The organism is Dehalococcoidia bacterium (assembly GCA_030018455.1).
Lineage (GTDB): Bacteria > Chloroflexota > Dehalococcoidia > DSTF01 > JALHUB01 > JASEFU01.
Map to the genome: position 1 here is coordinate 1 of JASEFU010000011.1, position 20,112 is coordinate 20,112.

A 20,112-nucleotide genomic window follows, 5' to 3' on the forward strand; every position below is an offset into this window, starting at 1 on the left:
GCTCAAGAAACAAGCGGAAAGGGGGTGAGTGTACGGAATGTACCGGACGAGTACAGCGTCTTGAACGTAACAGATTTCACATATAGTATGAGTCGTGGTCACAGGCCTAGAAAGAAGCTTCGTTGACTCTGGAAGCCGCCGAAGTCGAGCAGCTAATCTCCGAGTTCAAGCCCAACGACGGCGACCTGCTGGGGGCATTGCACAAGCTCCAGGAGCATTACGGCTACATCCCCGTTGACGCCGTCCCCGCCATAGCGCGACGCTTCCGCACGACGCCCGCTCGCGTCTACGGCATGATCAGCTTCTACGTTGAGTTCCGCACGACCCCGCCGCCCGAAGTCGCCATCGGCTGGTGCAGCGGCCCCGCCTGCCGGTTGAAGGGCAGCGCCAACATGCTGGCCGCGCTGGAGGCCGTGCTCGGCATCAAACTGGGCGAGGACACTCCCGACGGCAAGATCGGCCTGCGCGAGGCGCAATGCGACGGTAGCTGCGTTGCCGCGCCGCTACTCTACGTGAACGGCAAGGTGCGCGGACCGCTCACAGTCAGCGATGTCATCCGGTTGGCCAGAGAGCTCAAGCGCGACGGCGCGACCGGACGCGGATCGCGGAAGAAGGCGGAATCGTGATGGGCTACCAGGAGCTGCGGAAGGCGGCAGAAGAGGCCTGGAAAGCCGTCGAGGCGCCGGCGCGACCCCGCGTCACCGTTTCCGTCGCCACGTGCAGCATCGCCGCCGGCGTCGAGGACACGCTCGCTGAGCTGCGGGGCGAGATCAAGCGTCGAAAGCTTGAGATCGACATCGGCATCACCGCCTGCAACGGGCTCTGCTACGAAGAGCCGCTTATCCGCATCACGAAGCCCGGCGGCAGCAGCGTGCTCTACGGCCGGGTCACCGCCGAGAGGGTCGCGCAGCTTGTGGAGGAGGCGCTGGCGAAGGACGGGGTCTGCCGCGATCTGGCGGTAGCGGTCGTATCGGGGCCGGGCGCCGATAGCATTCCTTCCCTCGACGAGCTGCCCTTCTGGATACCCCAGGAGCGACGCCTCATGGCGCGGACCGGCGTCATCGACCCCGAGAACATCGACCACTACATCGCTAACGGCGGCTATTCGGGACTCGACGCCGTCCTGAGGGGCATGTCGCCGGAGGACGTGATCAAACAGGTGCTCGATTCGACCCTGCGCGGCCGCAGCGGCTCCGACTTCCCGACCGGACGTAAGTGGGAGTTCCTACGCACCGCGAAAGGCTCGCCGAAGTACCTCATCTGCAACGCTGACGAGGGCGACCCGGGCGCGTTCGTGAACCGCGTGCTGCTTGAGGGCGACCCGCACGCTATTATCGAGGGCATGGCTATTGCCGCCCACGCTACGGGCGCGAGCTACGGCTTCATGTACCTGCGTCACGAGTACCCCCTCGCCTACACACGAGTGTGGACGGCGATCCGCCAGGCGCGGGAGCGCGGCCTGCTGGGCGACAACATACTGGGCAGCGGCCTCTCGTTCGACATGGAGGTGGTGCGGGGCGCCGGCAGCTACGTGTGCGGCGAGGAGACGGGCCTGATCGCTTCCATCGAGGACTCGCGGGGCATGCCGAAGATCAGGCCTCCCTTCCCGGCGCAGTCCGGCGTCTTCGCGAAACCGACAAACGTCAACAATGTCGAGACCTACGCCGACGTCAGCCTCCTCTTCCGCAACGGGCTGGATGCGTACTGCTCCGTCGGGACGGAGCGCAACGCCGGCACCAAGATGTTCAGCCTCTCCGGCCACATACAGCGGGTCGGCGTCGTGGAAGTGCCCCTCGGCACGCCCGTGGCCCGCCTGATCTACGAGATGGGCGGCGGCCTGCCGGCAGGCCGCGAACTCAAAGCTATTCAGCCCGGCGGCCCCCTGGCGGGAATCCTGCCTGCGGAGCTGACGCAGGGTCTGCCGCTGGAGCCGGAGGAGTTTCGACCCCACAACGTCCAGATGGGCGGCGGCGGCATCGTCATGGTCGACGATTCCGCCTGCATCGTCGACCTGTGCCTGCACTTCGAGCGCTTTGCCGAAGAGGAATCGTGCGGCCGCTGCACGACCTGTCGCGGCGGCACACAGCGGCTGGTCGATATCTTGCGTCGCATCGCCAGGGGAGAAGGGCGCCCCGACGACATCGACAAGATGCGCCTCCTCGGCGACACGATGCGCTACGCCAACTGCGTCCACGGGCAGGCGGCGCCGACGGTGGTGATGAACACGCTCGAATTCTTCATGGACGAGCTCAAGGCGCACATCTTCGAGAAGCGCTGCCCGGCCCGAGTGTGTCGCGGCCTCATCCGCTACGAAGCGGCGGGCGAGAGCGACAAGCTGCCGGAGGCGGCGGCCATATGCCCCACCGAGGCCATCCTCAAGAGCGAGACCGGCAGCTATCACATCAGCCAGGAGCGCTGCATCAAGTGCGGCGCCTGCCGCGAAATCGCCCCGGACGCTATACAGCTCGTCGACCAGCTCCCCTGCTGATCGCTCTCCACGTACGACCCCGCTTGATGTAAAATGACGCCGACTCCATCGGCGAGGGAGCGCTTTGACCCCCATCCGGCGTCAGTACCTCGACATCAAGCGGCGGTATCCCCACGCGATCGTTCTCTTCCGTCTCGGGGACTTCTACGAGACGTTTGACGATGACGCGAAGCTGTGCGCGCGCGAGCTCGACATAACACTCACCTCCAAGCCGATGGGGAAGAACCTGCGTGTGCCGCTCGCCGGCATACCGTATCACGCGCTGGACACTTACCTCGCAAGGCTGGTGGGCAAGGGCTACAAGGTGGCGATCTGCGAGCAGATGACCGACCCCGCGACGTCGAAGGGGCTGGTGGAGCGGGAGGTCGTGCGGGTGGTGACGCCGGGAACCGTGCTTGAAGGCCACATGCTCGACGAGCGGGCCAACAACTACCTCGTGGCGCTCGCGCGCGAGAGCGGCGACGAGAAGAGACCGTCGCGAGGAGCAACGCGGGGAGGGCGCGGTCCGGAACAGGCGGGGATAGCGTACGTTGATATAAGCACCGGCGAGTTCGCGGTGGCGCAGCTCGATGCCGACGATGTGGCCGCCGAGCTTGCCCGCCTGCGTCCCGCCGAGCTGCTGCTGCCGGAGGGCGCGGAACCCGTCGCGTCGCCGGCGGCCGTCACCTACCTCGAGCCGTACTGGTTCGAGGTCGAGAACGCGCGCAGGGAGTTGATCGAGCACTTCCGGGTGGCGTCGCTGGAGGCGTTCGGGTGCGAGCGCCTGCCGCTGGCCGTCGCCGCCGCGGGCGCCGTGATCCACTACCTCAAGGAAAACCAGAAGGCGGCTCTTTCCATCGTTCACTCCCTTTCCACGTACAACGCGAGCGGGTCCATGCTGCTCGACGCTCAGGCGGCGCGCAATCTGGAGCTGTTCGAGGGAGGGCGCGACCGGCGGCCGGAGAACTCGCTCGCGGCGACGCTCGACCTGACGCGCAGCCCCCTGGGCGCCAGGCTGCTGCGTCGCTGGATAGGGCAGCCGCTACTAGACATAACACTGCTGCGCCGGAGGCAGGACGGCGTGGCGTGGTTCCACGAGAGCGCCCTCCGCCGGAGCAAGGCGGCCGAAGCGCTGGCGAAGATGCCGGACATCGAGCGCCTGGTGGCCCGCATAGGAAGCGGACTGGCAAGCCCGCGCGACCTGGTCGCGCTCAGGCGGGGACTCGAGCTCGTGCCCGAACTGCGGCAACTGCTTGAGGAAGGGGAAGGCGAGAGCGTCGTGGGAGAAATGCGCGAGCGCCTGCGGCCGCTTCCGGAAACCGCGGGGCTGATCGCGCAGGCGATAGAGGACGACCCGGCATCGACTTTCGACGAGGGCGGCGTCGTGCGGCGCGGCTTTTCCCCTGAGCTGGACCGCCTGAGGTCGGCGCTCGCCGGCGCCCGCGAATATCTGGCGGGCATGGAGTCGCGGGAAAAGGCGCGCACGGGGATTAAATCGCTGAAGGTGGGATACAACCGGGTCTTCGGTTACTACATCGAAGTCAGCAAGGCAAACCTGGGCCTCGTGCCCGAGGACTACCAGCGGCGGCAGACGCTGGTGGGCGGCGAGCGCTTCGTGACCGACGAGCTGAAGGAGTACGAGAGCCGCGTGCTCGACGCCCGCGAGCGGATCAGCGAGCTGGAGTCGGCGGTCTTCCGTCAGGTGTGCAGCCAGGTGGCAGCCGCGAGCGAACAGGTCCTCGCTGTGGCGCGCGCTATCGCCGAGACCGACGTTTGGATGGCGCTCGCCGAGGCGGCGGCCAGGTACGGCTATTGCCGGCCCGAGCTCACAGAAGGCGATGAGATCGTTATCCGGGACGGGCGTCACCCCGTGGTCGAGCGGGCGCTTGCTGCGGGCGCCTTCGTCCCCAACGACGCCGAACTCTCGAACAGCGAGACGCAGATCGTCGTCCTGACGGGCCCCAACATGGCGGGCAAGTCGACCTACATACGACAGGTGGCCCTCATCGTGCTCATGGCGCAGACCGGCAGCTACGTGCCCGCCGCCTCCGCGCGCATAGGCCTGGTCGACCGCATCTTCACGCGCGTGGGTGCGCAGGAGGACATCGTCTCTGGCCAGTCGACCTTCATGGTGGAGATGCTGGAGACGGCCAATATCCTCAACAACGCGACGCCCCGGTCGCTTGTCGTCCTCGACGAGATCGGGCGCGGCACGAGCACGTACGACGGCCTCGCTATCGCGCGCGCCGTAGTCGAGCACCTGCATAACGTCGGCGCGCGGGCGGCGAAGACGCTCTTCGCGACCCACTTCCACGAGATGGTGGAGCTTGCGTCGTCGCTGCCGCGGGTGAAGAACTACAACGTGGCGGTAACGGAAGAAGGCGGCCGCGTGGTCTTCCTGCACCGGATCTTGCCCGGGGGCGCCGATAAGAGCTACGGCATTCACGTGGCGGAGTTGGCGGGACTCCCGAAAGCAGTACTGCAGCGGGCGCGCGAAGTGCTCGCGGCCCTCGAGTCAACCGACGGGCGTTCGCCCGTGGAGGGACGGCGCCGCCGCGAAGAGAGGCAGCAGTTGCCCCTGCTGGCGCCGCCCTCGAAGCTGCTGGAAGAGCTGGCAGACCTGGATATCGATTCGATGACTCCGCTGGAGGCGATTGCGCGACTTTACGAGCTGCGCGGACGGGCGCGGGAGGGATAGTCTCACGTTTGCTGCGCCGCAAACGGTCCGGGGACGAGGCGTTAGTTCCTGGTTATGCCGCCCACGTTCACGCGGTAAGTGATCGGCGTCAAAGCTTTCGCGGCCTGGACGCGGCCCGCGCCGTCCCAGTTCGCGTAAATGCCGTCCGGCAGGTCTTGGGCGGTTCGGGTCAACTGCCCGGCAACTTGGTCAGGCAGGAGGTGCGGGTTCTTCGAGATGATGAGCGCCGCCGTGCCCGATACGAGCGCGGCCGAAAAAGAAGTGCCGCTGGCTGAGGCGTAAGGCTGGCTGCTGAGACAGGCGAAGATCTCGCCGCAAAGCTGTGACGGTATCGTGCTCACTATGTCGACGCCGGGCGCTGTCACATCCACTTCGGGTCCCCAGTTGCTGAAGGGCGCCTTTGTGTCGGGATTCCTGCGGTCGCTGGCGGAGACGGCGATGACGTTGTCGAGCCGGGCAGGGAAAGTGGTGCGCGAAGTGGCGGTGTTGCCGGCGGAAGCGACGATGACGACGCCATAGGTGTCGTGCGCCTCTGTCAGGGCGTCCTTCATCGTCAAAGATTCACTTTCGCCGCCGAAGCTGATGTTGATGACGTCGGCCCCCATCCTGGCTGCATACAGCACTCCCGCCGCCGCCGCCGAAGTGCTTCCCGCGCCGGTGCAGTCGAGCACCTTGACCGGCATGATCTTGACGCCGGGGGCGACGCCCGTGATCCCCAGACGGTTATCGCCCTGGCCGGCGATTACCCCTGCCGCAAAGGTGCCGTGCCCCGTGTCGTCGTCGATGTCGTTGTTTGGGGTAGCCCGGTAGCGACAGGACGGGCTGGTGCTGACGGCAAAGCTACAGCCATGAACGTCATCGACGCAGCCGTTGTCGTCGTCATCGCGGCGGTTCCCTTCGGTCTCGTCGGGGTTCGTCCATATGGCGGCGGCGAGATCGGGGTGTTCTATGCCTACTCCCGTGTCGAGAACGGCGACGGTGACCGTGGGACTGCCGAGGGCGACGTCCCACGCCGCGGGTGCCTCTATCAGGTCGTAGTACCACTGCTGGCGCGTGGCGAAGAGCGGATCGTTGGGCGTGAGATCGGTGCGCACTATGTAGTTCGGCTCCGCGAACTCGACGCCGGGCAGCCTTTCGTACACTGCGATGGCTTCCCCAATGTTCGGTACACCCACGCGGGCAATCCCCAGCTCATCGATGCGGCCCAATTGCTGGTGACCGAGCGCCAAGTGCACCGGGGCGTATGCCGCGGCCCTGACCGGCTCGCGGAATTTCACCAGTATCTCGCCGGGCACGGCATCGGAGGCGTCGAGAGCGAGGGCCGTCGAGGCGCCGGGGGCTCTGAGGATGTCGTGCGTGGCACCCCACAGTGATTCCGTCAGGCAGACTGCAAGAAAGAGAACCAGGAAGAAAAAGCGGCTCCTCGCGCGCGCCTTCACGCCTTTACCGTCTTCCATTTCCGATCTGCTCGTACCATAACGTTCTCAGGGCGATTGCACAAGCGCGGCGTGCTACAATTGGCGGAAAATGAGCAAGTCACTGCCCATCCGCAAACTCTCTCCCGAAACGGTGGCGAAGATCGCTGCTGGCGAAGTGATCGAGCGACCGGCCTCGGTGGTCAAGGAGCTGGTGGAGAACGCGCTCGACGCGGGGGCACGGCAGATACGTGTGGAGATCGGGCGCGGCGGCATCGATTTCATCAGGGTGAGCGACGACGGTTGCGGCATCGCCGCCGGCGACTTGCCCCTCGCCTTCGAGCGGCACGCCACGAGTAAGCTGCTAAGCGAGAGCGACCTGGAGCAGATAGCGACTCTCGGCTTCCGCGGGGAAGCGCTGCCGAGCATCGCCGCCGTCGCCGACGTGGAGATGACGTCGCGTCCCGCCATCGCCGATGCGGGGGCCGTCTTGCGGGCGACAGATGGAAGCGTCGTCGCGTGCGAGCCGGTCGGAACTCCGCCGGGCACGACCGTCACCGTAAGAGGCCTCTTTCGCCGCCAGCCGGCCCGCCTCAAGTTCCTGCGGTCGCCGCAGTCGGAGGCGGGGCAGATAGCGAACCTGACGGGCCACTACGCGCTCGCCTATCCGGAGGTGCGCTTCTCGCTGCTCACGGACGGCCGCCTGACGCTAAGCACCCCGGGCAGCGGGCGCCTCATCGAGGCTGCCGCAGGCGTTTACGGCTACCAGGTGGCGGAGCAACTGCTGCCGCTGCAAGACGACGAGCCAGACGAGGAAGCGCGGACTGCAGCCATCAGCGGCCTCGTCAGCCCGGCGGGCCTTTCGCGCGCCACCCGGAGCTACATCAGCCTCTTCATCAACCGCCGCTGGGTGCGGAACCGTCCCCTCGCCTTCGCCGTCGAGGAGGCGTACAGGGGCATGCTTATGGCAGGCCGCTACCCCATCGCCGTAATCGACCTTCGTATCCGCCCCTCGGAGGTGGACGTCAACGTGCACCCCGCGAAGACGGAGGTACGGCTGCGGCGCGAACGCGACGTTTTCTCGACGCTGCAGCGCAAGGTCCGGCGCACGATCTCGAAGTACTCGCCCATCCCCGACGTGTCGACCAAGGCCTGGTCTCCTTCCTGGCCGACGCGCGTGTCGCTGACCGAAGGCGAAGCGCGGCAGGAACGGATGCTTGACGGGAGCCCAGAGGCGCGCGCGATGGGCGCGGGCCCGGCTGAACAGCCCGCGTTGACGCGTCAACTTCCCGTTCTACGCGCACTCGGACAGGTGGGGCTGACGTACGTCGCGGCAGAAGGGCCGCAGGGACTCTATCTCGTCGATCAGCACGCTGCCCACGAGCGCATCCTTTTCGAGCGCTTTCTCGCCGCCGGCAGCGTCCCTCCAGACAAGCAGGCCCTCCTCGAACCCGTCGCCGTCGAACTCTCCCTCAGACAGCGAGCGCTGATCTCGGAGCTGGCCGAGGCGCTGACCGAGCAGGGGTTTGTCATCGAGCCGTTCGGCGACAAGACCTGCCTGGTGCGCGCTGTGCCGGCAGCGCTCGGCGACAAAGACATCGCCGCTGCGGTGCTGCGGTTCCTCGACCTCCTGGAGGCTGAGGACAAAGCGGCAGACGGCCGCGAGCGGGTCGCGATGTCGCTTGCCTGCCACGGCGCCGTGCGGGCGGGGCAGGCGCTCAGCCCGGATGAGATGCGGGAGCTGCTGCGGCAGCTCGAAGAGACGCAATCGCCGGGGACGTGCCCGCACGGGCGTCCGACAATGATCCACCTCAGCGCGGACGCCCTCGCGCGCGAGTTCCGCCGCCGCTAGTCCACCCTTTCTTCCGGCTTCCCCTTCAGACACATACTTCCCACAGATAGGGTGACGGCAGAATCTGCATTCGCTCCCGTCGGGCATCGCTATGACGAGAATCCCTCTCCCTTAAGGGTTCTCCCCTAAAGGACTCCCCTGATCCGGTCGACAATTCCTAGGAAGCGGAACACGGAGAGGCGAAGGGAAGGGTGTCAATGTCAAGAGGCTCGAGTTTCGACGTGACCGGCGGCGTTAGTCTGGGGCGAGGGCTCCTGAGTTCGCTTCTTATCGCCGCCGGCATAACGCTCCTTGTCGTCTCCTCCGCCTTCTTCCTTGGGGAATCGACCACATCCGCGGGCGGGCCGTCGGCTGTCGGGGCCTCATCTGCCCGGCCCGGCGCCGACAGGGTATCGACCGCAAGCGGTGAGGTCGATTTGCAGACGTTCGACTTCCGCCTGGCGGGGAGCGGCGCCGATGCCTTTGCGCTGGAGGCGCCGTATCCCGCGCTGCTAACTCCGTCCGGCGCTCCGCCGCCCGAACTCGTGGCTGCGGCAGCGCCGCCGGAGGGCGGAAGCGGTGATCGGGAAGGCGGTGTCGATGGCGGTGTGACTGCCCCCCGGCCGACGGCTGCGGTCGTTGAACCGCCACCTCCCGCGCCTGCGGCTGCGACCCCGGTGCCGCCTCCTCCGCCCACCGCCACGCCTGTTGCGCCGCCACCGGCTCCCACCGCGACTCCGGTCCCGCCTCCTCCTCCGCCTCCTCCTCCCGCCACGCTCACCGCGTTCGAAGCAGACATCCTGGCGGGAGTGAACGCTCAGCGACAGGCGGCGGGACTGGCGCCCCTTCAGCTCGACGGACGACTCGTCGGAGTCGCGCGCGAGCGTTCCAACGACATGGCTGCGAACAACTACTTCTCCCACACCAGCCCGACGGGGGACACGGCTTTCACGATAATGGACCGCTACGGGATACCCTACGGCTGGGCGGGCGAAAACCTTGCGCGCAACAACTACCCGGACAGCGAAGCGGTGGCCGTGGCCCTGCAGGACTGGATGGCGAGCCAGGGGCATCGCGAGAACATCCTTAGTCCCCACTACAGCCTGATCGGCGTCGGCGCTGCCGTCGATGCCGCAGGAATGAAGTACTTCACCCTGATATTCGTGGGCTACTAGAAGCCGCTCTCTGAGGAGAATCGAGGGCGCCGGCGTCTTCGGCCGCCGGGCGTTGCCGCTCGTCGTTGTCGCGTCGCGCTAGAGGTCGACGAAGTAGAAGCTGCAGGCGAGATCGACGAGTTCGCGGGTCAGGCTCGGCGGCTCATCGCGGTAGTTGGCGATCGATTCCACCAGCTCGAGGATGTCCCGCGGGTGGCAGCCGCGGAAACCGCGGCCCTTGTTGATGTAGTGGTGCTCCAGCAGATAGTCCAGCGTCCCATCCTGCGAGGGGATGTTCTTCGACTCGCAAACCTGCTGGAAGATACGGATAAAGTTCTCCTGCGAGGGGTCCGGCAACTCGATCTTGTGACGGATGCGCCGGAAGAAGGCTTCGTCGCCGAGCTGGCGCGGCGGCAGGTTGGTCGAGAAGACGAGCAGGAGATCGAACGGGATGACGATCGTGTCGCCTGTGTGCAACGTGAGGTGGTCGACGCCCTGTTCTAGCGGCAGGATCCAGCGGTTCAGCAGCTCTTTGGGCTCGATGAGTTGCCGCCCGAAGTCGTCGATAACGAGGACGCCGCCGTTCGCCTTCACCTGCAAGGGGGCGACATAGAACTTCGACACGTCGGAGTAGCGGAGCTCCAGGTCCTGCAGGCTCAGTGAGCCGCCCGCCATCACGACCGGCCGCAGCGCCTTCACCCACCGGCGATCGCGGCGGCGCTCGTTGCCTTCCGCCAAATGATTGCCGTTCTCGGCGATGCGTCTGTCGGGAAGAAGATCGTCGGGGACCTCCACGTGAACGCGCGGATCGAACACACGGATGATGTGGCCGTTGTATTCGAACGCGTACGGGATCAGTACCTGGCCCGGGAGCATCCTGCCGATGGTGGCTGCGGCCGTGCTTTTTCCGTTTCCCGAGTTTCCGTACAGCAGGAGCGAACGGCCGGAGTTCACCGCCGCGCCGATGGCGTAAAGGGTGGTCTCGTCGAGGATGAGGTGCGACAGCTCCCGCGTGATGACCTCTTTGCTGATGTGCAGTCCGCGCACCGACTGTCTTTTCTGGATGTCAACGTACTGCTCGAAGGAGACGGGAGCGGGGCCGTTGTACTGCCCGCGATGAAGCACCTCCTCCGCCTTCTCCATGCCCTTGACGGTCAGCGCGTACTTGTATTGCTGCTCTCCGGCGCCGGCGCTTCCCACTACCTCCGTGAACTGCTCTCGCTTCAGGAAGTCGAGCAGCTCTTCCACGATCGGGAAGGGCAGCGCCATGTGGTTCGCGATCTGGCGTCCGGTGGGACGCCCGGCGAAATAGACGCATTTGATGCATAGATCAAGAAGGAGGCCGGAGTGGAGTCCCGTCTCCTCGACAGTCTGCGGCTGAGGGGCGAAGACGACCGGCGGACTACCGCGGTCATTTTCGGCGACGCCCCGTCCCAGTTCGATTGTTTGCATGGTCGTGTTCCTATCGTTTCCCGCCGGCGGATTCGTAATGCCCTCCGCCGACGAGCCGAGTCTCGTAAACTGCCGTATTCACAACGTAAACGCTGGACCAATCCGCCACCCCTCCCGCTTCATAAACACCGCGGTCCGGCCCTCCATCGGCGAGCGTCCTCCGGCTTCTCAGCCGGCCAGAAGCAGCTCACGCGTTATATCGCCCCAACTGAATATGACAGCGGACAGGTCGGACGCACGCTCGAAGTGGCCCGCAGTCAGCCACGCGCGGACGGCTTGGTCGATTCTCTGGACGGCTGCGCCTTCGTTGTAGAAATCGGCCGGGCGCAGTACGCCGAAACTCATGCGCGCGAGCTCCTGGTTGTTCTCATCGAGCAGAGCGAGAGCGAAAGTAACGTAGTCGAGCCCATAGGGGCGGCGCATCCGGGCCATCGTGTGGCGGCACCACTCGAGAGCGGTCCGGCCCGCTTCCTCCGGTCGTAGACCGCCCTGCTCCTGCCCCTTGAGGTCCCAGTGGTTGTGGTAGAGTCCGATTCCCGCCTCCAGGGCTTCACGCACGCGCGAGTCCATCGATTGCTGGCGGAGGCGACGCATGAGCGGTCGCAGCATCAAGACCTCCTGCTGTCAACGAGCGGGGTGCCCAGCGTGACATTTGCTGCCGGCACCAAGCACCCCTGTCTTATGGAAGTATCGGCAAGAAGGCGTCCTATCCTGAAGGATCGTGAGGAATCAGCGGCTTCAGGGCGGGCGGACAGGAAGGAGGAGGGCCCTCGTGGAGCCCTCCTCAACGGATCAGTTCAGGTGCTCGCGGGGCCTAGCGTTCCTGCCTGCGCCGCCAGGCGTTGCCGAGGAGCCAGAGGCTGCCCATCACGGCAACAACCGCCGTGGCCGAAGCTGTGCCGGCCAGGCCCGACCATGGCGAACCATTGGAACCCGTCCCTGTCGTGGGTAGGGCGCGCGCACCCGGCGACGGTCGGGGTGTAGGCGTCGTCTGCAGCGGCAGCGTTTCCCTCACCGGCGTCGACGTGGGCGCGCTCGTCGCCGTCGAGGTCGGTCGCGGCGTGCTGGTGGGCCGAGGAGTGTCCGTGGGTTCCTCGGGCGTGTGCGTCCTTGTCGGCGTGGCCGTTGCCGTCGCGGTTGGGCTGGGCGAAGACGTCGCTGTGGGTACGGGCGTGTCCGTTGCCGCGGGCGAGGACGTAGCGGTGGGTGGAGGAGTCGATGTGCTCGTAGGAGGAGGCGTGGCCGTGCCCGTGGGAGTAAATGTCGCCGTTGCTGTCGGGACGGGCGTGCCCGTCTCGGTGGCTGTGGGCGTGCTGGTGGCTGTTGAGGTGCTGGTCGCGGTCGCCGTGGGCGTGGCCGTCGCCGTCGCCGTCGACGTGGGCGTTCTCGTGGCAGTTGGCGTCGCAGTAGGGGTCCGCGTCGCGGTGGCGGTAGGTGTCGATGTCTTCGTGGCTGTCGCCGTAGCCGGCGGCGTGTTGGTGGCGGTTGCCGTGGGAGTCGTGGGGCAAAGCTCCCAGATTAGCTGCTCAAAGGCTTCCTCGATGTCTTCGGGGTCGGGGACGGAGATGAAGTGGGCGGGAGAAGATGCAAGCTGCTGCAAGAGCGCCTCGTTTTGCGACGTGCCTATGTCGTAGCCAAGGACAAAGATTGTTGATCCGGCGTACTTGGCCTGAGAGGCGTGGTAGCGGTGGTAGGCGTCATTGCCGTTGTCGTTGCCGTCCACGCTGCCGTCGCTATTAATGAGCACGGCATCGATCACGTTATCGCCGTTGCTGTCCACGCGGACGAGCGCGTATCGAATCTCGAAGTTGGGCGTTATGCCGGGACCTATCTGTGACGCGATGTCACTGTCGAAACTGTAGTTGTCAGAAGAAGTTGGCCAGCAGGGCCCCGTGCTATCGACGTCGATGACGCTGCACCACGAGTTATCGGGGTCGCCATCGTCGATAATCAATTTGCCGTTCTGCACCACGAAGTCGGGCTTGTCAGGGCCTGTATCCCTTTCCCCCGGATAGTCGACGCTGAGGTCATCGGCGCTGTTCACCACGCCGTCATCGTTCACGTCCAGGTAGACGTCGTTCTCGAGGCCGGGGAGCTTAACGTTGAGCGGGCGGTTTCCGGCGCCGTCGGACATGAGGACGATGTAGTCCGGTACCGCCGGGCTTGAACCCGCAAGCTGCGCCTGCGCCCGCCATATCGCTTCGCCGATGTTGGTGTGGCCGCTGCCGCTCGTGAAGCCATCAAGGGTGCTCTTAAGAAGAACGGCGTTATCGGTCAGCGTTCTATCCACCGACGCGTAGCCGTCGTGGAAGCTAACGATCGCCATGTGATGCGGCGATATGGAGCCGTCGCCGTCCGCGTCCAGCACGTCGACCAAGTGTTTCGCCGCTTCGCGGGCGAGTTGCAGCTTGTTGCTGTCGCTCATGCTGCTCGTTCGGTCGAACACGAGGGCGATGTCGATGGGAACGGGGCAAAGCTCGGCGTTAGAGGGCATGAGCGGCTCGATGGAGTTTCGAGCCGCGGCACCTCTGCCCGCGAGAAACGACAGCGATAGCGCGAGCATCAGCGCCCCCGCTACGAAGAGAGCGTTCAACCAGAGCGGGCTAGAAATCCGTGCTTTGCTCACCCCTATCTCCCTCGATTTTGAGCTTGCGATGTGAATCTCGGCGGCGGCATGGCAGCGGGCGCGATGCCGCAGCCTGCCCCTTTCTCAAGGCTGGCCGCCCGTTACTACGCGGGCAGCCAGCCACTTGTTCTACTCAACCTTCCTCAGCCTCCCCAGGAGGCGACTTCTAGCTTCGCCGGCGCGGGTTCCCCCGGAGCCTGAGCCCGACCAGCATCAGCGAGATGCCGGACAGCGCGGTCACAACGCCGGCCGCGCTGCTCCAGGCAAAGCCTCCGCCATCGCCGGCCCCGGCCCCCGGCAGCCTCTCGACAGGGATGACCTCCCGTACGAGCGTGGGCGTGGCCGCGGGCGGGACGATGGTCGCGGCCGGTGTCGCCGTGAAGGCAGGCGTGGACGTGCGCGTGGGCGTTGGCGTCCGTGTGTCGCGCTCGGGCGGCGTGGACGTCTTTGTGGGCGTGCTGGTGCTTGTTGGAGTGGCGGTAGGCGTATCGGTGGCAGTCGGCGTCGCCGTGGGCGTAAGAGTCCCGGTAGGCGTTGCCGTCGGCGTGCTGGTTTCTGTCGGCGTTGCCGTGTCCGTAGGCGTGGGCGTCGCCGTGTCCGTAGGCGTAGGCGTCGCCGTGTCCGTAGGCGTAGGCGTCGCCGTGTCCGTAGGCGTAGGCGTTGCCGTGTTCGTGGGCGTAGGCGTTGCCGTGTTCGTGGGCGTAGGCGTTGCCGTGTTCGTGGGGGTAGGCGTCGCCGTGTCGGTCGGTGTGGGCGTCGCCGTGTTCGTGGGCGTGGGCGTCGCCGTGTTCGTGGGCGTCGGCGTCGCTGTGTCCGTGGGCGTGGGCGTTGCCGTGTTCGTGGGCGTGGGCGTCGCTGTATCGGTCGGCGTGGGTGTTGCCGTATCGGTCGGTGTGGGAGTGTTAGTCTCGGTAGGTGTAGGGGTATTGGTGACGGTCGGAGTTGGTGTCAAAGGAGTCAACTGATTTACGGGCAGCGGCACTTCTTTGTTGCCAATGCTCTCACACTCTATGCCGCGAACGAGCCGCACGTGCAAGCTAGCGCCGTTCCAGAGATGGGCCTCCGGCCCCAGTTGCGCGTTCCAGTCGAGTTGGACGGTCGAAGCCAGCGCGGTGAAGACAACGTCATAGGTGATAACCGTACGGCCTCCGCCCCCTGGAGACTCGCCGAGAGAGGCAATGCTGATGGCGCTGGCTGATCCGTCTCCGCTACCAATCGAGTTGAAGTTGTCGTAGCCGACGACTCCAACATTGTCTTTGTAGTCGTGCTGGATTTGAAGGCAACCGCTATACGTGCTCCCGGCCGTTAACCCTTTCATGGTCAGCCGGTGCGGCACGTTGTCGCCGTCGTGCCAGCAGTCTCCAGAGCCGGTTCCAGCGCACAGGTTTCCTGTCGTGTAACCGTCTCCGTATATCTGGCCCTCGAGCGTGTACTGGATGTTGCCCGGCGAGGCAGCAGCCCTTTCAGCGGACCCGCCCAGTATCCCAGAGAGGATCAGCGAGGCGACCGCCGCGACGGCAAAGATTGCGGCCAGTGACGCTGCCCATGCCAGCGTTAGCCGCCCCATCTGTAATCTGTCCTTCATCTTCACACCCTCCCCGACTCGATAACAAAAGCCGCCGGCTTCAGCCCTCTCTTTTCAGAGACGCGAAGACGACGGCTGAACCCTCCGAAGCAGCTCTTCGGCAGCCCGGCGACCCTAGTTCCAGCTCTGCCCAATGCGTCCCTTCTTGGACGGAGAGACCGTCTCTCCAGATTGCCGCCCGATGCGTCCCTTCTCGGCGGGGAACCGTAGACCCGTAGCTTTGCGCCGGCCGGTTTCCCGGCCTTTGCCCTTTCGGAGACGTATTCTTCCTGTAAAAGGGGCCAAGGGACCGGCTTAGGGCCCCGCCTCCCCCGCTCCGGGTCCCTCAGCCCCTAGAAGCCGGCCCGCCGTCCTTCGATTGAAGCGGCGGGCTGAAGGACTTCCCAAGCTAGCCCTTCGATAGTCCGGCCGTCATACCCCCGGTAACCCGTAGGGGGGCTTAGACCCGTGACTTTGCGCTCCCCCTGAGGGGGAGGCAGGCCTGATATCGCCTGCTGGCACAGTTTCCCATGCCTTGCCTTTTCGGAGGCGTATTCTTTTTTTGAGGTGCCTGAGGCTGCTTTGCTGGGGGCCTATCCTGGCCCCGGCTGCCGCCTTACCCCGCTTCCGCAAGGTCCCTGTTTCAGGCCCCTACGCCTCCTTGCGAGTTACAGGCCGATGGAAAAAAGTCGAGAATATTAGTGGAACGGTGTGTTGCTCGCCAACCAGCCTTCCAGTGGGTAGAAACTAATGTCATGTTGTCACAGAACCGATAGGTTGTCAAGTACACCCGCTGGCACCGTTCATCAAAACTCAAACGCAGCCTACCTGCGTTCGTTACAGGCGCAGGTGAGACGGGGGGTAGGGATGGTCCGGGATTTGGACAGAATTGACGATGAAAGCGGCCAGGCGCTCGCTGAATATAGCCTCATCCTTAGCTTGGTGTTCCTCGTGGTCGTGGGCACCGTTGCGTTGTTGGGAGACAGCGCGTTCGCCCTTTTCGACCGCGTGGCGCATGCATGGCCATAGGATAGAGCCACTGCCCAGCGGCGTCAGACGACAATACGATCGCCGGTAGACGACCTGGCGACCGGCTGAATGCGTCTGGAGAGAGACGGATACTGTAAGCAAGAATGGGTCTTATGGCATGACGCTGAGACGGAGACGCGTCCTTTTGCTCGCCAACGTGCTGCTTGTCGCGCTCGCTTGCGTGCTGCACGCTGCGCCCGCTTCCGCCGACGAGTATTCGGTCGACATCGTTAGCCTTGACGAAAGCGCCTTCCCCGCGCTGGGCGCCGTCGTCAACGTGCTCGACGCCGCCGGCCGTCCGGTGCCGGGCCTCACCGGCGACTCATTCCAGGCGCGCGTCGGCGGGGAGCCCGCCCGCATCGACGACCTGCGGACCGCTCTCGACTCCGACGTTTCCCTGGCCGTCGCGCTCGTCGTCGACGTGAGCGGCAGCATGGAGGGCGAGCCGCTTGCGCAGGCGCGCCTCGCCGCCGCCGAGTTCGTACAGGGCCTGTCGCCGCAGGACAGCGTCGCCGTCATCACCTTCAGCGACAGCGTTTCCCTCGTGCAAGACTTCACCGCCGATAAGGAAGCCGTAATCCGCGCCATCGACGGCCTGACAGCGCTCGGCAACACCGCCCTCTATCAGGCGGCCGCGGACGCCGCAGCCAGGGCCGCCGCTGCGCCTTCACCGCGTCGCGTCATCATCCTGCTCAGCGACGGCGTCGACTACGGCGGCATGAGCAGGGTCACCCGCGACGACTCGATTGCCGCCGTGAGCGCCGCTGGCGTTCCCACCTATACGATAGGCCTCGGCACGGAGATAGACCGAGAGTACCTGACAGCGGTAGCACAGGCCAGCAGGGCGCGGTTCCTCGAGACGCCGACGGCGGAAGGGCTCAGTCAGCTTTACTCTGAGATCGGCAACGTTCTGCGGAGCCAGTATGTGCTGCGTCTCACTTCTCCCGTCTCGGACCGCAGCAAGCCGCTGTCGCTGGAGCTCTCGGTCGTCGTGAACGGGGCCTCGGTTTCCACCACGGCGACGCTGACGGCTGTCGAGACCCCGCCGCCTGCGCCGCCGTCGGTCTCCCTGTCGGGACTCGCCGAGGGCGACGAGATCGATTCGGCGATCTCGGTGGCGGCCGTAGTGGACACCGAGGGCGAGCTGGAAAGCCTGGTCTTCCTCGTTGACGGCGCGGTGGTCGTCGAAAAGACATCGCCCCCCTACGAGCTTTCGCTGGACCCCGCGTCGCTCGTCGCCGGGGGGCACGTGCTGGCAGTAGAGGCGAGGGCCGCGGGCGGCGTGAGCCGCGCCGAGGTGGCCTTCAGCGTCGTTGCGCCCCCATCAGGCGGGGGGCAGCCCGTGCTGCTGCTGGCCGCTGCCGGCGTCCTGCTCGTCCTGGGAATCGCTGGCGGCTTCGTGTTCCGGCGGCGGCATCTTCGCCGCATTCCCAAGCGCGCCGTCGAGGTTCGTCTGCGTCCGTGGTCGACGGCCTCACACGGCGCCAGTTTCGGCGACTGGACGCAGCTCGATGAGCCAGAGCCGGAACCGGAGGCGGAGACCAAAGAAGAGCGGCTGGGAAGGATTGTAGTTGTGTCAGGCGGGCAGCAGCAGGAGTACCTCATCGGCAGCAGGCCGGTGAGCATCGGCAGCGCTCCCTGGTGCACCATCGTCTTGCCGGAGGACGACGGCCGGATCGGGCCCGAGGAAGCACGAGCCTGGCTGCACCAGAGCCGGAAACTGATCTTCCACAAGCTGACGCGACTCAGCGTCATCGCCTCCGAGGGGACAAGCGGCGGCTGGCTCGTCCTCGAGGACGGTGACGAGGTCACGCTCGGCTCTCACCGCCTTATCTTCACACTCGTGGTGCCCCAGACAGAGGAGGAGCGGGCCACGGACGCGGCGATAGGCGAGGCGCTACGGGGCTTCGGCGCTTCCTGCTCCGACATCAGCACGATGCGTGAATCGGCCTGATCCGGCCGCTTCGAGTCCCAACCGCAACGCGGAAGACCCCCGCTTGGGCCGGCGTCCGCTTTCGTTCGGCGCCTCGTTCATTTCATCGGTCTGCCACTACAGACCTCGCCCTAGCTGCCGATACTTAAGTGGAACCCCTTAGGGACTACCACTTAAGGGGTAGGACTAACGGCATACCTGTTAGCCTGCGAGGAGCGCGCCGTGCTAAAGCTGGACAAGCCGCCTGTGACCGATGAGCGGCTGCTGATACGACGGGCGATAACGCGCGACACGGAAGCGTTCGCTGAGCTTTACGACCGCAACGTGATACGCGTCTACCGCCACATCTACTACCTCGTGAATCACACCAAGGAAGCGGAAGACCTTACAGCGCAGACGTTCCTCCAGGCCTGGGAAGCGATCGACCGCTTCCAGCTGAGAGGGGCGCCGTTCGCGTCCTGGCTGCTGCGCATAGCGCACAACCTGGCGGTAAGCCATCTCCGCAGCAGGAAGGGGGACACCCCGCTTTACGAATCGATAGTCGACGAGGGGCTGCCGCGCAATCCGGAGGCGGTTGCCGAGCGCCAGGCGGAGGAGGAGAAGGTGCGCCAGGCGATCCTGCGTCTCGGCGACGACCAGCGTCAAGTCATAATCCTTCGCTTCGTCGAGGAGCTGGATTACCGGGAAGTAGCGGAGATCCTCGGGAAGAGCGTACCCGCCGTTCGGGTCATTCAGCACCGCGCGCTCTGCGCGCTGCGCAAGATGATGAAGGTGGACGAAGTTGCCTAGCATCGTGGAAGCCTTGGCGGACTGCCTGGAAGCGATGAGGAGAGGAGAAGACATGGAAGCGTGCCTGGCAATCTACCCGCACTACCGGGAAGAGCTGAAGGCGCTGCTGGAGATAGCGGCGATGATACGGCCGCTGCCGCCGGAGAGAGTGCCATCGCCGGCGTTCCAGAGGGAGACGCGCCGCCGGTTGCTGGAGCGCTCTTCCGCGGCAAGGGAGTATGCCGCGCCGCCGGCCGAGGGGCACGAGGACTTATAGCATTCAAGAGGCTCTAGCTGGCGGAGGAGGTGAGAGAAGAAAAGAGAAACCGAGTTGGGTCGAATCGGGGGTCCTTGAAGAGGGGACCCGCCGCGAGACGGAATATGAATTCTGCCAAACGAACAAGGAGGAAACAAGATGAGTTTCGTTCACAGACTGGTTAGCTGGCTTCGCGAAGAGACTGCCCAGACGATGGCCGAGTACGGCCTGATCCTGGCGCTCGTCTCCATCGTCGCCATCGTGGCCCTGCTCGCACTCGGGCCGGAGATCAAGGACGCCTTCACCGCGGTCGCAGACGCGATCGGTGGTGTGGCCTAGCGGCACTCGTGTTGCTGGTGCCCACGAAGTAGCTGAAACCAGGGTGGTGGAGAGAGCCGGGTGCCCTCTCCGCCACCCACAATAGGTTGGTGGTGATAACGATGAAGAGGATGACAGCGAAAACAGGCCGCCGGCTGCTGAGAACACATGGGGGCCAGAGTCTGGTCGAGTTCGCGCTCGTTCTGCCTATCTTCCTCGTCGTCGTCTTCGCGATTGTCGACTTCGGCATGGGGCTGCGTGGCTGGATCACTATCACCAACGCCGCGCGAGAAGGTGCGCGCGTAGGCGCCGTCTACGCCGAGCCGGGCACCGCCGGCACCCTGGCGAGCCCCGCCTCCTGCGCGACCGTGGACCCGGCTGACAAGTCGTCCATAGCTGGCCGCAGTTGCAGCACCGCGTCCGGTCTGCCGAGGGCGGACCTCGCGGTTGGCGTCGAGGGCGCGGGCGGCGATACCGGCGACCCCGTGCGAGTCAAGATGACGTATGACTACGACTACATCACGCCCCTGGGTGCGTTTGTGAGCGGCATAGCGGGACCTCTTCACATGGAGACGGTAGCGGACATGCGGCTGGAGTAGGG

The 20,112-nt window shown here is 65.5% G+C and carries 15 protein-coding genes and 2 riboswitches; of the genes, 10 read left to right on the top strand and 5 right to left on the bottom strand.

The genetic code is table 11. From position 1 onward, the window contains the following. Positions 1–122 precede the first annotated feature (122 nt). The 3 genes from QME71_10515 (at position 123) to mutS (ending at position 5,165) form a co-directional block, all read left to right on the top strand. On the top strand, positions 123–626 hold the full coding sequence (locus QME71_10515) for an NAD(P)H-dependent oxidoreductase subunit E (protein MDI6858732.1): 504 nt from the start codon (positions 123–125) through the stop codon (positions 624–626). Further along, on the top strand, positions 626–2,488 hold the full coding sequence (locus QME71_10520) for an NADH-ubiquinone oxidoreductase-F iron-sulfur binding region domain-containing protein (protein ID MDI6858733.1): 1,863 nt from the start codon (positions 626–628) through the stop codon (positions 2,486–2,488). Before QME71_10515 ends, QME71_10520 begins: the two co-directional genes overlap by 1 nt. Before the next feature lie 64 nt (positions 2,489–2,552). Further along, a complete protein-coding gene (gene mutS, locus QME71_10525) occupies positions 2,553–5,165 on the top strand; it encodes a DNA mismatch repair protein MutS (protein MDI6858734.1) in 2,613 nt (870 codons plus the stop codon). A gap of 41 nt (positions 5,166–5,206) precedes the next feature. Here the strand turns inward: mutS and QME71_10530 are convergent, their stop codons facing one another. Next, positions 5,207–6,622, bottom strand: a complete 1,416-nt coding sequence (locus QME71_10530) for a S8 family serine peptidase (protein MDI6858735.1) — start codon at positions 6,620–6,622, stop codon at positions 5,207–5,209. A 70-nt stretch (positions 6,623–6,692) separates the two neighbouring features. Here QME71_10530 and mutL point away from each other — a divergent pair, with 70 nt between their 5' ends. After that, on the top strand, positions 6,693–8,432 hold the full coding sequence (gene mutL / locus QME71_10535) for a DNA mismatch repair endonuclease MutL (protein MDI6858736.1): 1,740 nt from the start codon (positions 6,693–6,695) through the stop codon (positions 8,430–8,432). 197 nt (positions 8,433–8,629) lie between these two features. Then, complete coding sequence (locus QME71_10540) at positions 8,630–9,586, top strand: CAP domain-containing protein (protein MDI6858737.1); 957 nt, start codon at positions 8,630–8,632, stop codon at positions 9,584–9,586. A gap of 78 nt (positions 9,587–9,664) precedes the next feature. Here QME71_10540 and QME71_10545 read toward each other — a convergent pair whose 3' ends face one another. From QME71_10545 to QME71_10560, 4 genes are all read right to left on the bottom strand, one after another. Continuing rightward, on the bottom strand, positions 9,665–11,017 hold the full coding sequence (locus tag QME71_10545; GenBank protein ID MDI6858738.1) for an ATP-binding protein: 1,353 nt from the start codon (positions 11,015–11,017) through the stop codon (positions 9,665–9,667). Between the two features lie 168 nt (positions 11,018–11,185). Further along, positions 11,186–11,626 carry a hypothetical protein gene (locus QME71_10550; protein MDI6858739.1) on the bottom strand — a complete coding sequence of 147 codons (441 nt, stop codon included), beginning with the start codon at positions 11,624–11,626 and terminating at the stop codon, positions 11,186–11,188. A gap of 205 nt (positions 11,627–11,831) precedes the next feature. Continuing rightward, entirely contained in the window at positions 11,832–13,643 is a 1,812-nt protein-coding gene (locus tag QME71_10555; protein MDI6858740.1) for a vWA domain-containing protein, read from the bottom strand. Between the two features lie 166 nt (positions 13,644–13,809). Beyond that, on the bottom strand, positions 13,810–15,228 hold the full coding sequence (locus tag QME71_10560) for a hypothetical protein (protein MDI6858741.1): 1,419 nt from the start codon (positions 15,226–15,228) through the stop codon (positions 13,810–13,812). Between the two features lie 96 nt (positions 15,229–15,324). After that, positions 15,325–15,487, bottom strand: a riboswitch (cyclic di-GMP riboswitch). 136 nt (positions 15,488–15,623) lie between these two features. Next, positions 15,624–15,757: riboswitch (cyclic di-GMP riboswitch) on the bottom strand. Between the two features lie 597 nt (positions 15,758–16,354). On the opposite strand from QME71_10560, the gene QME71_10565 reads away from it, so the two are divergent. The 5 genes from QME71_10565 (at position 16,355) to QME71_10585 (ending at position 20,110) form a co-directional block, all read left to right on the top strand. After that, positions 16,355–18,190, top strand: coding sequence for a VWA domain-containing protein (locus QME71_10565; protein MDI6858742.1), 1,836 nt, complete (start codon positions 16,355–16,357; stop codon positions 18,188–18,190). Positions 18,191–18,391: 201 nt separating this feature from the next. Then, positions 18,392–18,958: a sigma-70 family RNA polymerase sigma factor gene (locus tag QME71_10570; protein ID MDI6858743.1), complete on the top strand. Its 567-nt coding sequence runs from the start codon at positions 18,392–18,394 to the stop codon at positions 18,956–18,958. After that, on the top strand, positions 18,951–19,214 hold the full coding sequence (locus QME71_10575; GenBank protein MDI6858744.1) for a hypothetical protein: 264 nt from the start codon (positions 18,951–18,953) through the stop codon (positions 19,212–19,214). Before QME71_10570 ends, QME71_10575 begins: the two co-directional genes overlap by 8 nt. A 138-nt stretch (positions 19,215–19,352) precedes the next feature. Beyond that, positions 19,353–19,532 carry a Flp family type IVb pilin gene (locus QME71_10580; GenBank protein MDI6858745.1) on the top strand — a complete coding sequence of 60 codons (180 nt, stop codon included), beginning with the start codon at positions 19,353–19,355 and terminating at the stop codon, positions 19,530–19,532. Positions 19,533–19,642: 110 nt separating this feature from the next. Further along, positions 19,643–20,110: a TadE/TadG family type IV pilus assembly protein gene (locus tag QME71_10585; protein ID MDI6858746.1), complete on the top strand. Its 468-nt coding sequence runs from the start codon at positions 19,643–19,645 to the stop codon at positions 20,108–20,110. Positions 20,111–20,112: the final 2 nt, after the last annotated feature.